Annotated in this window: 7 protein-coding genes; 1 reads left to right on the top strand and 6 read right to left on the bottom strand. The window is 60.7% G+C overall.

The genetic code is table 11. The features are described from left to right. Positions 1–10: 10 nt before the first annotated feature. The 6 genes from BLU24_RS08495 to BLU24_RS08470 form a co-directional block, all read right to left on the bottom strand. A complete protein-coding gene (locus tag BLU24_RS08495; protein ID WP_016773591.1) occupies positions 11–301 on the bottom strand; it encodes a hypothetical protein in 291 nt (96 codons plus the stop codon). A 57-nt stretch (positions 302–358) separates the two neighbouring features. After that, on the bottom strand, positions 359–1705 hold the full coding sequence (gene astB, locus BLU24_RS08490) for an N-succinylarginine dihydrolase (protein WP_093099212.1): 1347 nt from the start codon (positions 1703–1705) through the stop codon (positions 359–361). A 162-nt stretch (positions 1706–1867) separates the two neighbouring features. After that, on the bottom strand, positions 1868–3334 hold the full coding sequence (gene astD / locus BLU24_RS08485) for a succinylglutamate-semialdehyde dehydrogenase (RefSeq protein WP_093099210.1): 1467 nt from the start codon (positions 3332–3334) through the stop codon (positions 1868–1870). Next, positions 3331–4359: an arginine N-succinyltransferase gene (astA, locus tag BLU24_RS08480; RefSeq protein ID WP_093099208.1), complete on the bottom strand. Its 1029-nt coding sequence runs from the start codon at positions 4357–4359 to the stop codon at positions 3331–3333. The genes astD and astA overlap by 4 nt, the downstream gene beginning before the upstream one ends. 51 nt (positions 4360–4410) lie before the next feature. Then, on the bottom strand, positions 4411–5430 hold the full coding sequence (gene aruF, locus BLU24_RS08475; protein ID WP_059404897.1) for an arginine/ornithine succinyltransferase subunit alpha: 1020 nt from the start codon (positions 5428–5430) through the stop codon (positions 4411–4413). A 203-nt stretch (positions 5431–5633) separates the two neighbouring features. Beyond that, positions 5634–6854: an aspartate aminotransferase family protein gene (locus tag BLU24_RS08470; RefSeq protein WP_093099206.1), complete on the bottom strand. Its 1221-nt coding sequence runs from the start codon at positions 6852–6854 to the stop codon at positions 5634–5636. Between the two features lie 304 nt (positions 6855–7158). On the opposite strand from BLU24_RS08470, the gene BLU24_RS08465 reads away from it, so the two are divergent. Beyond that, positions 7159–14919, top strand: a complete 7761-nt coding sequence (locus BLU24_RS08465; RefSeq protein WP_093099204.1) for a dermonecrotic toxin domain-containing protein — start codon at positions 7159–7161, stop codon at positions 14917–14919. The last annotated feature ends 2 nt before the right edge of the window (positions 14920–14921 follow it).

Genomic DNA, 14921 nt, shown 5'->3' with positions numbered 1-14921 from the left:
AGCGGTTTCCTTAGTGGTCGTGGTTGCAATCCGGGCCGTGTACGTGATCCTCGTCAGCGCCGAGGTCAGCCGGTTCCATTTCCAGTTGCAGACTTACCAGATTAGTCGCCAATGGGCGCAACAGCAGGTTGGCGTATTCTTCGTCACCTTCCTCGACGTCAACGCCGATCAGCAACTGGCCGCGGCCGTCCTGCTGGATCCACAGCTCTTTGCCTTGCCACATGACCGCGACGCGGGTGCACGAGGTTTGCAGTTGCGTGCCGTCGGTGTCTTCAAGGATCAGCTGCAGGGAATCGCTCATGTTTTTACTCTCTTGGGGTGACACACCGCGCACCGCGTTCAAGCGGCGCGCCGGCGTTCAATTGATCTGGAAGGGATAAACCGCGCCCAGTTTAAGGATTTGCGTCAGTTCATCCAGTGCCGTCCGGCATTCAAGCAACAATTGCGGATCCGCCAGGTCGCTTTCGCTGAGGCGGTCGCGGTAGTGCTTTTCAACCCATGCGGTCAACGAACCGTACAACGGGGCCGTCATGATAACGCCTGGGTTGACCGCCGCCAGTTCGGTTTCATTCAGCGCCACGCGCAGACGCAGGCACGCCGGGCCGCCGCCGTTCTGCATGCTTTGCTTGAGATCGAAGACTTTCACTTCGCGGATCAGCCCGCCGGAACTGGTCAGACTTTGCAGATACGCCCAGACGCGTTCGTTGGCCTGGCATTCCTGCGGCACGATCAGCAGCATCGAACCGTCAGGGCGCGACAGCAACTGGCTGTTGAACAGGTACGAGCGCACCGCGTCATCCACGGTGACCGCCGAACGCGGCACGCACACGGACTGGAACTTGCCACCGACCTTGGCCAGTTTGCTTTCCAGCTCAGCGAGCATTTGTTCGGTCTCGAGGAACGCGTCCTCGTGATAGAACAGCACTTCGCCGTTGCCGACAGCGATCACGTCGTTATGGAACACGCCCTGATCGATCACGTTGGGATTCTGCTGGGCGTAGACCACGCCGTCTTCACGCAGACCGTGCAGACGCGCCACGGCCTGCGAGGCTTCGAGGGTCTGCCGCGCCGGGTACTTTTGCGGGGCCGGGTAACGATTGTCGAACGCACTGCGGCCGAACACGAAGAACTCGACGCCCGCCTCGCCATATTCACGGCAGAAACGCGTGTGGTTGGCTGCGCCTTCGTCACCGAATTGCGCAACCGCCGGCAATGCCGAGTGATGGGCGAAGTGCTGCTGATTAGCGAACATCGCCCCGAGCACGCGACTGGTGGTCGGGTGTTCAATGCTGCGGTGGTATTTGCAGTTGAGGTTGGCGGCAGTGAAATGCACGCGGCCGTCAGCGGTGTCTGCGCTCGGGCTGACCGTGGCGGCGTTGGCCACCCACATGCTCGATGCCGAGCAACTGGCGACCAGCAGCGGCATGGCTTCTTTAGCGGCGCGCTCGATCACTTGCGCGTCAGTGCCGCTGAAACCCAGGCGGCGCAGTGCGGCCACGTCCGGACGCTCCTGCGGTGCCAATACGCCCTGCTGGAAGCCCATTTCCATCAGCGCTTTCATTTTCGCCAGGCCTTGCAGCGCCGCTTCTTTGGGGCTCGAGGATTGCTGGCTGTTGCTCTGAGAAGCAACGTTGCCGTAGGACAGACCACCGTAGTTATGGGTCGGCCCCACTAGACCGTCAAAATTGACTTCGTAGGATTTCATCAGCGAGGCTCCACGTGAATCTGTTGTTATAGGCTTCAGTAACTATTCAGTACGACCGAGTCGCACCCATCGCTGGCAAGCCAGCTCCCACAGGATTGGTGATGTTCACAGATTCTGTGGACGACTCGCCTTCTGTGGGAGCTGGCTTGCCAGCGATTGGCATCACGCCATTTTCACGCCGGGTGTCAGGGCTGCTGGCAGAGTCAGGCTCGGGGTTTCCAGCGACGCCACCGGGTACGCGCAGTAATCCGCGGCGTAGTAGGCGCTGGCGCGATGGTTGCCCGAAGCGCCGACCCCGCCGAACGGCGCGCTGCTCGCGGCCCCGGTCAGTTGTTTGTTCCAGTTGACGATGCCGGCGCGGCTTTCCAGCCAGAACTGCTGGTAACGCGCTTCGGAATCCGACAACAGGCCGGCAGCCAGACCGTAGGCGGTATTGTTGGCTTCGACGATGGCAGCTTCGAAATCGACGTAGCGAATGACTTGCAGCAACGGACCGAACAGTTCCTCGTCGGGGCGCTCGGCGACTGCGGTCACGTCGACAATGCCCGGCGTCAGCAATGCCGACTGCGCTTGCGGCTGAGTCATTTCCAGCAGCGCCACTGCGCCGTTCGCAAGCAGATGCTCCTGTGCATCCATCAGCGCTTTTGCCGCGCCAAGGGAAACCACCGAGCCCATGAACGGCGCTGGCTGCTGATCGAACGCGCCGACTTCGATGGTCGCACTGACTTCCACCAGACGCTTGAGCAGGCTGTCGCCCCACGCGCCTTGCGGCACCAGCAAACGGCGCGCGCAGGTGCAACGCTGGCCGGCGGAGATGAACGCCGACTGAATGATCGTGTAAACCGCAGCATCGAGATCGGCAACCTCGTCGACCACCAGCGGATTGTTGCCGCCCATTTCCAGCGCCAGGATCTTGTCCGGGCGACCAGCGAATTGCTGATGCAGATGGTTGCCGGTGCGGCTCGAACCGGTGAAGAACAGACCGTCGATGCCCGGGTTCGCCGCCAGTGCAATGCCGGTTTCCCGCGCGCCTTGCAGCAGGTTCAGCACGCCCGCTGGCAGGCCGGCTTCGATCCAGCACTTGACCGTCAGCTCGGCGACTTTCGGCGTCAGTTCGCTCGGCTTGAACAGCACGCTGTTACCGGCCAGCAGTGCCGGCACGATATGACCGTTGGGCAAGTGGCCGGGGAAGTTGTAAGGGCCGAACACCGCGACCACGCCGTGAGGTTTGTGGCGCAACACGGCGGTGGCGTCGCCCAGCGGGCCGCTCTTTTCGCCGGTACGCTCACGGTAGCTCTGCACCGAGATGGCAATCTTGTTGACCATGCTGGTGACTTCGGTCGTAGCTTCCCACAACGGTTTGCCGGTTTCCTCACCGATGGTGCGGGCCAGTTCGTCAGAATGGTTTTTCAGCGCGGCGGCAAACGCTTCGAGCACAATGATGCGTTCGTCCAGCGAACGACGCGCCCAGCCCGGAAATGCCTGACGTGCGGCCTGCACGGCGGATTCGACCTGAGCGGCGGTAGCGCCCTCGCCCGACCACAATACCTGCTGGGTGACCGGGTTCAACGATTGAAAGGCTTCGCCCTGACCGGCCAGCCACTCACCTGCGATGTATAGCGAATTCATTGTTTCGACTCCCGTGCAGCGGACAACGCAACGGCGCGAACCTGATCGCCGGCGCTGAGTTGAAGACGTTTGGCGGTCTGCGGGTCAACCACCAGCGTGCCGGCGGCCAGACGCGCTGGCGCCGCGGTGATGCGGCAGTCTTCGCGTTTGCGGTTATGGATGATGAATGGCGTGGCGTCGTCGCCCGGCGTGCCGACGGCCAGCACCAGCGCTTCACTGTCGCGCACTGCGCGGATCTTGCCGGTTTCGCATTCAATCGCCGGGCCGGCGTCGAAGATATCGACGTAACCCTGATAGCTGAAGCCTTCGCCCTTGAGCATCGCCAGTGCCGGCTCGGTGTCCGGGTGGACCTGGCCGATCACGTTGCGCGCATCCGGCGACAGGAAACAGGTGTACAGCGGGAATTTCGGCATCAGTTCGGCAATGAATGCCTTGTTGCCGACACCGGTCAGGTAATCGGCCTGGCTGAATTCCATCTTGAAGAAGTGCCGGCCCAGGCTTTCCCAGAACGGCGAGCGCCCGGCGTCGTCGGACACGCCGCGCATCTCGGCGATGATCTTGTTGCCGAACAGCTCCGGGAACTCGGCGATGAACAGCATGCGCGCCTTGGACAGCATGCGGCCGTTCAGACCGCTGCGGTAATCGGCGTGCAGGAACAGCGAGCACAACTCGGAATTGCCGGTCAGGTCGTTGGCCAGGAACAGCGTCGGAATCTCGCGATAGATGTTCAGTTCCTGCGAGGCGCTGACGGTCAGGCCGACGCGGAAGTTGTACCACGGCTCACGCAGACCGACCGCGCCAGCGATGGCGGAAATCCCCACCACGCGGCCATTGTCGTCTTCGAGCACGAACAGGTAGTCCGCATCGCCACGGCCGGCTTCGCCGCGAAAGGTTTTTTCGGCCCAGCCGACCCGGTGGGCCAGACGTTCTTCGTTGGCCGGCAAGGTAGTGAGGCCGGTGCCGGTGCTGCGGGCCAGATCGATCAGCGCGGGTAAATCGCTGCTGCGTACGGGACGAACAATCATGCTATCTCCTCAAACGGGCCGCTTGCGCCACCCGTGAAACTCGCTAAGGCGTTAAACCGCCACCAGGCGCACGCTGGCACCTTCACCGACGCCCAGGGCTTCGGCCGCTTCCAGATCCAGAGTCACCGGTTTGCCCGGCGCGTAATCCAGCTCGAGCAACACCGCGCGGTAATCCTGCAACTGCGCGTTGGCCACCAGATACTGGCGCCCGGCGCCTTTGACCGGCTCGCCGATCTTCACCGGTACCACGCGGCTCTGCGCGATCGAGCGGATCCCGGAAACGCGCGCATGCAGGGTCGGTCCACCGTCGAAAATGTCGATGTAGTGATCGGTCTCGAAGCCTTCGCGCATCAGGATGTCGAAGGTGATCTGCGCCCGCGGGTGCACCTGGCCCATCGCTTCTTGCGCGGAGTCCGGCAGCAACGGCACGTAGATCGGGTAATGCGGCATCAGCTCGGCGAGGAACGTGCGGCTTTTCAGCCCGCACAGGCGTTCGGCTTCGGCGTAGTTGAGGTCGAAGAAGTTGCGCCCGATGGCATCCCAGAACGGCGAGTCACCGTTTTCATCGCTGTAACCGACAATCTCGGTCACCACCGAATCGGCAAAACGCTCCGGATGGCTGGCGACGAACAGCAGACGACCACGGGAATTGAGCTCGGCCCACGGCGATCCGACCAGTTCGCGTTGCACGTAGAAACTGGTCAGCAAGCTGTTGCCGGTCAGGTCGTGGCACTGCGAGAGCACGTGGATCTTGTTATGGATCTTCAGTTCGCGCGAGGCGTGGACGAAGGTCTCGTTGCGGAAGCTGTAGAACGGCTCCGAATAACCGGCCGAGGCGACGATGGCCGAGCAACCGACCAGCTTGCCGGTAGCGGAATCTTCGAGGACGAAGAAATAGCTTTCCTCACCGTTGAAGCTTACTTCGGCGGCAAACGACGCTTCGCTCGCGGCGATCTTGTCGCTCAGACGTTCCACGTCATCCGGCAAGGAAGTGACACCAATCGGGCTGTCCGCAGCCAGACGCTGTACCTCGCCCAGATCAGCCATTTGCGCGGGGCGCATCACCAGCATGGTGTCACTCCTTTTCTCTTCAAAAAAATCACAGAAAGAACACCGGACCTTGTAGGAGTGAGCCTGCTCGCGATAGCGGTGTATCAGTCGACATTGATGTGTCTGATACACCCCTATCGCGAGCAGGCTCACTCCTACAGTTGAACGTGCCCGGTATCAAAAATTTTGATCGACGCCCGTATCGTCGGGCGTCGACGGGTCCATCAAGCTTGCGTCAGTGCAGCAGCAGCGCGTTCGAAACGGTCCAGGCCGGCATCGATATCGGCGTCTTCGACCACCAGGCTCGGGGCGAAACGAATCACGTCCGGGCCGGCCTGGAGAATCATCAGGCCTTCTTTTTCAGCGGCGTTGAAGATGTCCTTGGCCTTGCCTTTCCAGGCGTCGTTGAGCACGCAGCCGATCAGCAGACCGAGGCCACGCACCTGGGTGAACAAGCCGTATTTCTCACCGATCTGCTCAAGGCGCGCCTTGAACTTGTCGTGCTTGGCATTCACGCCGCTCAGCACCTCAGGTGTGTTGATCACGTCGATCACCGCTTCCGCCACCGCGCAGGCCAGCGGGTTGCCGCCGTAAGTGGTGCCGTGAGTACCGACGACCAGATGCTTGGCCAGCGCTTCGGTGGTCAGCATCGCCGCGATCGGGAAACCGCCGCCCAGGCTCTTGGCGCTGGTGAGGATGTCCGGGGTCACGCCGTAATGCTGGTAAGCAAACAGCTTGCCGCTGCGGCCCATGCCGGTCTGCACTTCGTCGAACACCAGCAGCGAATTGTGCGCGTCGCACAGTTCACGGGCGCCTTGCAGGTACTCAAGCTCTGCCGGCAGCACGCCGCCCTCGCCCTGGATCGGTTCGAGCACGACCGCGCAGGTCTTGTCGGAAACTGCGGCTTTCAGCGCCGCGAGGTCGTTGTAAGGCACATGGGTGATGCCGGTGATTTTCGGGCCGAAACCGTCGGAGTACTTCGACTGGCCACCGACGTTGACGGTGAACAGGGTACGGCCGTGGAAGCTGTTCAGCGCGGCGATGATTTCGTACTTCTCGCTGCCGAAACGGTCGAACGCGACGCGACGGGCCAGCTTGAATGCGGCCTCGTTGGCTTCGGCGCCGGAGTTGCAGAAGAACGCACGCTCGGCGAACGTGGCGTCGATCAGCTTGTGCGCCAGGCGCAGCGCCGGCTCGTTGGTGAACACGTTGGACACATGCCACAGCTTGTTGGCCTGCTCGGTCAAGGCACCGACCAGCGCCGGGTGCGCGTGGCCCAATACGTTGACGGCAATCCCGCCGGCGAAGTCGATCAGCTCGCGGCCGGCCTGATCCCAGACCCGGGAACCGGCGCCACGCACCGGAATGAAAGCGGCAGGCGCGTAGTTGGGAACCATTACCTGGTCGAAATCGGCGCGTTGTACCGCAGCGTGCTCAACGGACATCGGAGTCTCCTGAAAAGGAACACTCGCCGGAAACTGGCGAGCGATTGAGGGGATTGTAAGGACAGTTTTGTGCCCGGCCTTGCCGCCAAGCGACAACTTCTTATAGCGCAAACCCCGGATTTTCCCGGGTTTACGGCAATGCGACATATAGCGTCGCAAAGGCGCAGTTTACCGGGCGCGGCCGATTTGCGGCAGGCCGCGCAGAATAGCAAGTCAGCCCCGCGCCAGAGATATAAATATGTACCGCACGAAGGGCGCGGCCTGCTGGTTTGCTGGAGGTCCTTACCGACGCCAAGGAATGGCCATGCATTTGTCTCAAGCACACCCATCCGTAACCGCTGCTGACACAAACATCGCGCAACATGCGGATGAACATTATCAACCGCTCAAAGAGGCGATCCCGCAGTGGCTGGGCAACACCTCAGCCACCCGGCGCGAAGCGTTGAAGAACAGCGTCCCGCTGCAGCCCGAAGCGCTAAAGTCGGCATCCGCCGAACAGCACACGCAAATGAAACAACTCGCTGGCGCACATCTCGATGCGCAGAGTCAGGTCGATAAAAGCCTGGAACATCTGCAGGACGCCGCAGCCTTCGCCGAGCCCTTGCTCAAGGCCGAACTGAAAAGCTGTTTCGATCTGGACCTGGATGTCAGAAACACCTTCGTGCGCCTGTACATCCCGGCGACCACCCCGCTGTTCCCGATCAAGACCGGCGCACGCGTCTGGAGCGTTTCCCTGCTGGAGGCGGCGCTGCATAACTTCGAAGATCGGGAAACCTACGACAACGCCTTCGAGGCGCAATCGACATTCACCACCGCTCCTACGCCAACCGGGCAATTCGAAACCCTGCCCACGATCAAAGCCCGACTGAGCATTCCTGCCTTCACCCAGCTGTGCCGGCGGCTGGACATCGGCGCGAAATACAAAGCCAGCCTGGAAGAAAACCTCGGTTATTCCGATCCGATGGTCGCCACGGTGCTGCGCAACAAACTCGATGCCAGCCAGAAAACCGCTATGAAAGCGGCCCTGCAATGGGCGCGAATGAACCGCGATGTGTCGGAGAGTGCCGTGCGCCTGATCGAGGCCTTCCTCGATGGCATGAAAGGCCTCTATGTAAACGGCGCACCATTACTCTGTCATGACATGAGCATGCTTTGCTTGCCGCTGACCGGCATCGTCGTGTTCGCCCCGGACCTGTACCTGTCGCGAAACAATGCGCGAGTCGTGGCGTATGTGCCGGATGACCCGGAACATCCGTTCAAGGAGTACACCTCGCCGCTGGAAATGATCGTCGAACTGACGCGCCAGCTGCGCTCGAAGGATTACCAGCGCTTCTTCAGCCGTTTCGTCAATCACGAGCACCGCGGGTTTTTCTTCAGCACCCTTGATAGCCGCCTCAGCGAAATCAAGTGGCATCCGCATGAACCCGGCAGTTCCCTGCCCGCGTGGCGCGAATCACCGGTGGAACGGCCCGATCTGCAGACGGCGCTGGTGCCCTTCCATGACGACATCTGGCAGCACCTGCATCAGGCGAAACTGAACAAGGTCTTCAACGACGCCCGATCCATCGCCGTGCCCACCGCAGTCGTCGATCAAAAAGTACGCTGGGCGTTCTGGGACTCGGTGGCCGAGATCATTTCCACGATCGCCCAGACCGCCGCGCTGATCGTCGCACCGTTCGTGCCGGTGCTGGGCGAAGCGATGATGGCGTACATGGCTTATCAGATGCTCGACGAAGCCTTCGAGGGCATCGTCGAATGGGGCCAGGGCCGCACCACCGAAGCTTTCGAGCATTTGATGGGCACCGTTGAATCGATGATCCAGCTGGGCATGTTTGCCGTGGGCGGCGCGATTGCATCGGCCGAGTTTCGCAAGGTCTTGCCCAAGGAAGTGGTGGCGTTCATTGATCGCTTCAAACCGGTGAAACTGGCCAATGGCACAACCCACTACTGGGAGCCGGATCTCGAGCGCTACAAACATCCGACACCGCCACCAGCGGATTCGCAGCCGAATCAACGGGGCCTGCATACGCATCAGGGCAAGCAGCTGTTACCCCTCGAAGAGGCGCACTTCTCAGTCAAAGAACATGAGGTGCCCGGGCAATACCGTATCGAACACCCGACCCGCCCCGACGCTTACCAGCCTGTGCTGCGGCACAACGGCGACGGCGCCTGGCACACCGAACTCGAACAACCCATGGAATGGGACGGCGAAACCGCATTGCGGCGCATCGGTCCTGCGGTAGAAGCCTTTACCCCGGCCGAGCGCGAAACCATTCTTCAGGTCAGCGGCAGCAGCGAAGAGGCGTTGCGCAAGATGCACGTCAATCAGGAAAAAACCCCACCGCTCCTGGCCGACAGCATCCAGCGATTCAAGATCGATCAGCAGTTGCAGCGCTTTATCGATCAGCTGGACAGCGATGTCGCTGAAGATTTTTTGCGCGCCGATCAGGTTACGCAATTGCAATTGCTCAGCGAGCGGGGTCGCTGGCCGAGCAACCAGCGCCTGCGCCTGATCGATCGCAACGGTGAGCTGCTCTGGCAGTCCAGCGCAGACGCAAGCCTGCCCCTGACCGAACTGCGTCAGCATCAGTTGATCGGCGGCGACCTGCTCAAGACTTTGCTTTCGCTTCTCGACGAAACGCACATCAAGGCGCTGCTCGGCGAACCCTTCACCGCCAAGCCACCCCTGGACATTCGCACCCAGACCCTGCGCAAGCAACTGGTCGGCCTGGCGAAGACCCACCGAAGTGCGCTGTTCGAATCGCGCTACCAAGCGTTGCAACACATCGACGATCCGCTGGCGCAACAGCTCAAGGCTCACAATCCCGACCTGCCGGCGAGTGTCACTCGTGAATTGCTCGAAACCGCCACCGGCAACGAACTGCTGCAAATCAACGAGGGGCAACTGCCAGCGCGTCAGCAGGAACTGATGCAACTGGCCAGTCAGGAACTGCGCGTGTCCCGTGCCTATGAAGGGCTTGAGCTTGGCTCAGTGAATAATCCCGATTCGGACTCGCTGGCGCTGCACAGCCTCAAATTGCTGCCGGGCTGGAGCGGCGATGTGCGGATTGAAATCCGCGACGGTCGCTACGAAGGGCCGGTCGTCGACAGCATTGGTCGCGAAGACGCCTCGGAAAAAAAGGTCCTGGTGCGCAGCGATGACCAGCGCTATCAAGCCTTCGATGACCGTGGCCAGCAACTGCAATCGCTCAGCGATTTCTATTCCAGCGTGCTGTACGCGCTGCCCGACAGTGAGCGCGCCAGCCTCAACATCGGGATTGGCCAGGGCCAGAACCTGAAGGCCGCCATTCGCCAACACAGGCTGGAGCGCCAGGAGCTCCGCGTCGTGCTGCATGAAACGCCCATTCAGCCACCGATAACCGACACGTTACGGCTGCTGGGCAGCGACGGTTTTACTCGGCTTGATCGCACTGAAAGCCTGAACAATGTTTCGCACTCCGACGAGCAGGATATCCGCGCGCTTTACCCGCGGATGACCGATCAGCAAATCGACGCACTGGCGCAAGAGATGCGCGTCAGTGCGTCCGGGCCGCGCGGGGAGATTCAGCGATTGCAGAACGAGTACCTGCAATTGCAAAACGATCTGCACGTCTGGGCCAACGATCCGCCCGCCAGACATCCCGATACCGGTATTGCGCTGACATCGCTGCAAAAGCGCGCAGAGATTCAGAACCGGCGCCTGCTCAGGGAAGAATTGCTCAAGGGCTGGCGCCGCGAATACCCGACCGAGATCAATCAGTACGGCATGGAATCAGGTTATGCCCTGCGGCTTGCGCACCCGATCATCGGCGACTTGCCTACGCTGTCGGCGGACCTCAGCCATATCACCGCGCTATCCCTTGACGGCAGTGTCACCCCGGGTTCTCTGGATGTATTGCTGCAACACTTTCCAGGACTGCAACAGCTCGACGCGCGAAACCTTAAGTTGCCGACCCTGCCCCAGGCGCTCGGCTCAATGCCGTCGCTGCGCGAACTGAGAATGCGCAACTGCGGCCTCAGCCTGTCGATCACCACGCAATCGGTACTTGCTTCCATGCCGCAGCTCACACTACTTGATCTTGAGGGCAACGCTCTGGGTTTACCGCCCGATCTGCACACGATGCCTTCGCTGCGTTACGTCAACCTGTCCAACACTGGCATCCACAGCCTGCCGAACGATCTGCTGAATCATCCACGGCTGATTTCCGGCCAGTTCAACGGCAATCGAATCACGGCCGTGCCCGAAGCTTTCTTCAAGCTGCCCCCCTCCCTGTGTGATGGCTTCACCTTCGCCGACAACCCGTTGTCCCCTGCCGTACGCGAACGGGTGAAACGCTTCCATGGCCTCACCGGCAAGCACTTCGGCATCCGCCCGGAGCGGGCAGACCTGCAGCGCACCACCACGTTGTTTCCGAGCCTCGACGAGGCGCAAGCCACTGACATGCTGTACCGCTTGCCCGGCACACTGGCAGAGGGTCGGGCACAGCTGACGCGCTGGGAAACCGAGATCAGTCAACTGAACCTGGAGCTCAATCAATGGATCAACCAGGCGGCCACCTCTCACCCCGAGACCGCCGAACGCCTGAGCCAGGCTGAACAGACGCGTGAACTCAATGCCCGACGAGCCTTCGCACAACAACTCGAGCGCTTCTGGCGTAGCCGGGACGCGTTCGACCGCAGTGCAGAATGTGAAGCAACGGCTGCGTTCAGCGGCGACATGCCTGTGCTCAGCGCCAATTTCGAGCATGTTTCGCGACTCAAGCTGACCGGCAATGCCAATATTTCGGCCAGTTTGCCCTTCGTGGAATCCTTCCCGAATCTGCTCTCGTTGAGCCTCAATGGCTTCGATCTGGGATTCGGCCCCCTGTCCGGGACCACTCTGCCGCGGCTGACCGATCTGAAACTGAAAAGCTGTGGCGTGGTAATGACGCCGGAAAATCAGGCTGCACTGGTTTCGATGAACACGCTGCAGTCGTTGAACCTGAGTGGCAATCCGCTGGGGACTTTCCCCGACCTGAATCTGCTCCCCGAGCTCACATTCATCGACCTGTCCAACAGTGGCCTCACCGTCGCTCCGCAAGGGCTGGCCAGCCATCCTCAATTGCGAACGGCGGTGCTGACCGGCAACCGCATCACGGACATACCCGACGCGGTATTCGACCTGCCTGCGGAACGCAGTGACGGCCTGTACTTTTCCGACAATCCGCTATCGGCCGCCACACGGGAAAAAATCAAAACCTACTACCGCACCCATCAGCAGGACTTTGACGTCAGGGCCGCTGACCAGGATGTCAGCCTGACGCAGGAACTGTTCCCGCAGCTGGATCAGCAAGAGGCCAGTGACAGGGTCTACGACCTGCCCGGCAACCTGACCGACAGCCGCGCACAACTGTTGCGCTGGCAAGCCGAGCTTGCGCAACTGCAGAGCGATCTCGATCACTGGGTACTGGAAACCCCATCCACCCATCCGGCCACAGGGCGGGCGCTATCCGAAAATGAGCGCGCGCAACAGCACTCGGCGCGCACCGCGTTCAAGCAAAACCTGGAAACGTTCTGGCGCCAGACCTCCAGCGAGACCGGCCAGCGCAGCCTGTCCTTTGCGACAGACTTGCAGTTCGTTGGCCAGTTGCCTCGCCTGAGCGCCGACTTCAGCCATGTCTCGAGCCTGAAGTTGACCGGCAGTACAGCGATTGATGGCATCGGGACGTTCGTAGCGTTGTTTCCTGAACTCGAGTCGCTGCAAATGAAAAATTTTGCGCTGAACGAAATACCCGCCTTCATCGGTAGCCTGCGCAACCTGACAAAGCTTCGCCTGGACAGCTGCGCCGTTACCCACACGTCTGCGGGCAGTGATGTGCTCAAGTCGCTGCGCTCACTAACGCGTCTGGACCTGAGCAACAATCCATTGACCGAGGCACCCGATCTGCAGACGTTGCCGACATTGCACGACCTCTCTCTGACCAATAGTGGCCTGACATCCCTACCCGAGGGCATTGTCGGGCACCCGGCTCTGCAGACGGTGAACCTCAACAACAACGTCATCACCCAGTTACCGGAGGCTTTCTTCAGCCTCAGTCCCAATCGTGCAGAGGGTCTGCGTCTGGCCGGTAACCCGCTGTCGCTGGCGGCTCGTGAGCAGATCAAGACTTACTACGCCGAACACAATCGCAACTTCGGAATAACGCCCGCCACCGATGAGATAGCGATGGCCCGCAGAGTCTTCCCGCACCTGAACGATTCCATGGCCAGCGAAATGATCTATCGGCTCCCCGGCACATTGCAGGCAGGCACCGTGCAACTGATGAATTGGGAAGCGGAAATGACCCGGCTGCTCGGTGACCTGAATACCTGGCAAGAAGGCGTACCGAGTCATGACCCGACAACAGGTCAGCTCTGGACTGCCGAGCAACGCGCAGCACAGCATGAGGCCAGACACCAGTTCAGTGGCAAGCTTGAAGAGTTATGGCGCGCCAGTCGCATCGATATGCCGGATCTGCGCGTCGAAACCTTCAAAGCCAGAATCGCATTCGCTGGCGAGTTGCCGAAGCTGGCCGCCGACTTCAGCCAGATACGGCACCTGGAGATTCAGGGCCATCCACAATCGACCGTTCCCGACGGTTTTCTCGACTGCTTCACTGGATTGGAGGGGCTGGAGTTACCGGGTTTCGCACTGGGCCGGATCCCGCAAGCCCTGGAACACATGCCATCGCTCGAGACGCTGATGCTGAGCCGTTGCAATATCACGCTCGATGCTGCCGGACAATCCACTTTGTCGACGCTAAGCCGCCTGACGTCGCTGGATCTTTTTAATAATCCACTGGGCCAGGTGCCCGATGTCTCGACGCTGTCGAATCTGACGTTCATCGACCTGATCCGTACCGGAATAGACAGTGTTCCCGCCGGGCTGGAGCAACTTGCGCACCTGCAAACGGCGTTGCTGAGTGACAACAACATCATCGAATTGCCCGACTCCCTGGCGGCTTATGCCAACCGTGGCGTGGATCTGGGCCCCAACCCACTGTCGGCTACCTCGCGCGAACAGATCAAGGCCTGTTATCTGATGAAAGATGACAACTTTGGCGTCTGGCCCGAACAGGGCGACATTGACCTGGCCCAAACGCTGTATCCCCGATTGAGCAGCTTCGATGCCAATGACCTGATCTACCGTCTGCCCGGAACATTGGCGGCCGGACGCACCGAGCTGCTGCGTCGGCAAACCGAGCTCAGCTCGCTGCTCAACACGCTTGAAACCTGGGTGAATGCGGCACCTGAAGATCCGGTTACCCACGGTGTACCGGATAGCGACCCACCCCGCGGGCAAATCACGCAGCGTCGGCGCTTCAAGGACAACCTGGAGAAACGCCTGCGGCGCTACCCGGTCTATGGCCTGGACACCGAATTCGACTGCGATCTTTCCTTCACGGGCGAGCTGCCGCAAATGACGGGGCGCTTCGACTACATCAGACAGTTGCAGCTGACCACCACGGCAAGTACGCCCCCACCAGTCGACGCCTTGCTGGAGCTGTTTCCCCAGCTCAGGGTGCTGGATATCCGCGATTACCCGTTACATCGCGTTCCGCCGGCCGTCTTTCGTCTCGAGACATTGAGCAGCCTCAGCCTGTCGGGCTGCCAGATCATGATTACGCCGCAAACCGCAGACGCTTTCGCCAGCTTGATGAACCTCGACACCCTGGATTTAAGCAACAACAGCCGACTTTGGAGAGTCCCCGAACTGGATCACTTTCCCGACCTGCACATGCTCGACGTGAGTAACACCGGCCTGACCAGGGCGCCCGCTGGTTTGTTCAGACTCCCCCGTTTGCGAAGAGCGGATCTGTCCAATAACAGAATCAAACGACTGCCCGCAGAATTTCCGTCGCGACCCGACATCAGGCTGACCGAGTACAACTTCAATGGAAATCCATTGGTTTTGGAAAGTCAGCTGCGCCTGGACAGCTACAACAGGGTCCTGGGCGAACACCCTATCGAGGCGCGGATGCCGAGCATGCACGAACTTGACGACTTCGTGGATTCGGACTTTTCCGATGGAGAGGAGCTCACATAAAC

The sequence above is a fragment of the Pseudomonas sp. Z003-0.4C(8344-21) genome (genome assembly GCF_900104975.1).
Classification (GTDB): Bacteria; Pseudomonadota; Gammaproteobacteria; order Pseudomonadales; family Pseudomonadaceae; genus Aquipseudomonas; species Aquipseudomonas granadensis.
Note: the sequence above shows the minus strand (reverse complement) of the source record. Positions and strands in the feature narration are given on the sequence as shown.

Bases quoted from the DNA above. Each gene is read 5' to 3' on its own strand.
- BLU24_RS08465 (WP_093099204.1), top strand. From the start codon at position 7,159: ATGCATTTGTCTCAAGCACACCCATCCGTAACCGCTGCTGACACAAAC.
- astA (WP_093099208.1), bottom strand. From the start codon at position 4,359: ATGATTGTTCGTCCCGTACGCAGCAGCGATTTACCCGCGCTGATCGAT.
- astD (WP_093099210.1), bottom strand. From the start codon at position 3,334: ATGAATTCGCTATACATCGCAGGTGAGTGGCTGGCCGGTCAGGGCGAA.
- aruF (WP_059404897.1), bottom strand. From the start codon at position 5,430: ATGCTGGTGATGCGCCCCGCGCAAATGGCTGATCTGGGCGAGGTACAG.
- BLU24_RS08470 (WP_093099206.1), bottom strand. From the start codon at position 6,854: ATGTCCGTTGAGCACGCTGCGGTACAACGCGCCGATTTCGACCAGGTA.
- astB (WP_093099212.1), bottom strand. From the start codon at position 1,705: ATGAAATCCTACGAAGTCAATTTTGACGGTCTAGTGGGGCCGACCCAT.
- BLU24_RS08495 (WP_016773591.1), bottom strand. From the start codon at position 301: ATGAGCGATTCCCTGCAGCTGATCCTTGAAGACACCGACGGCACGCAA.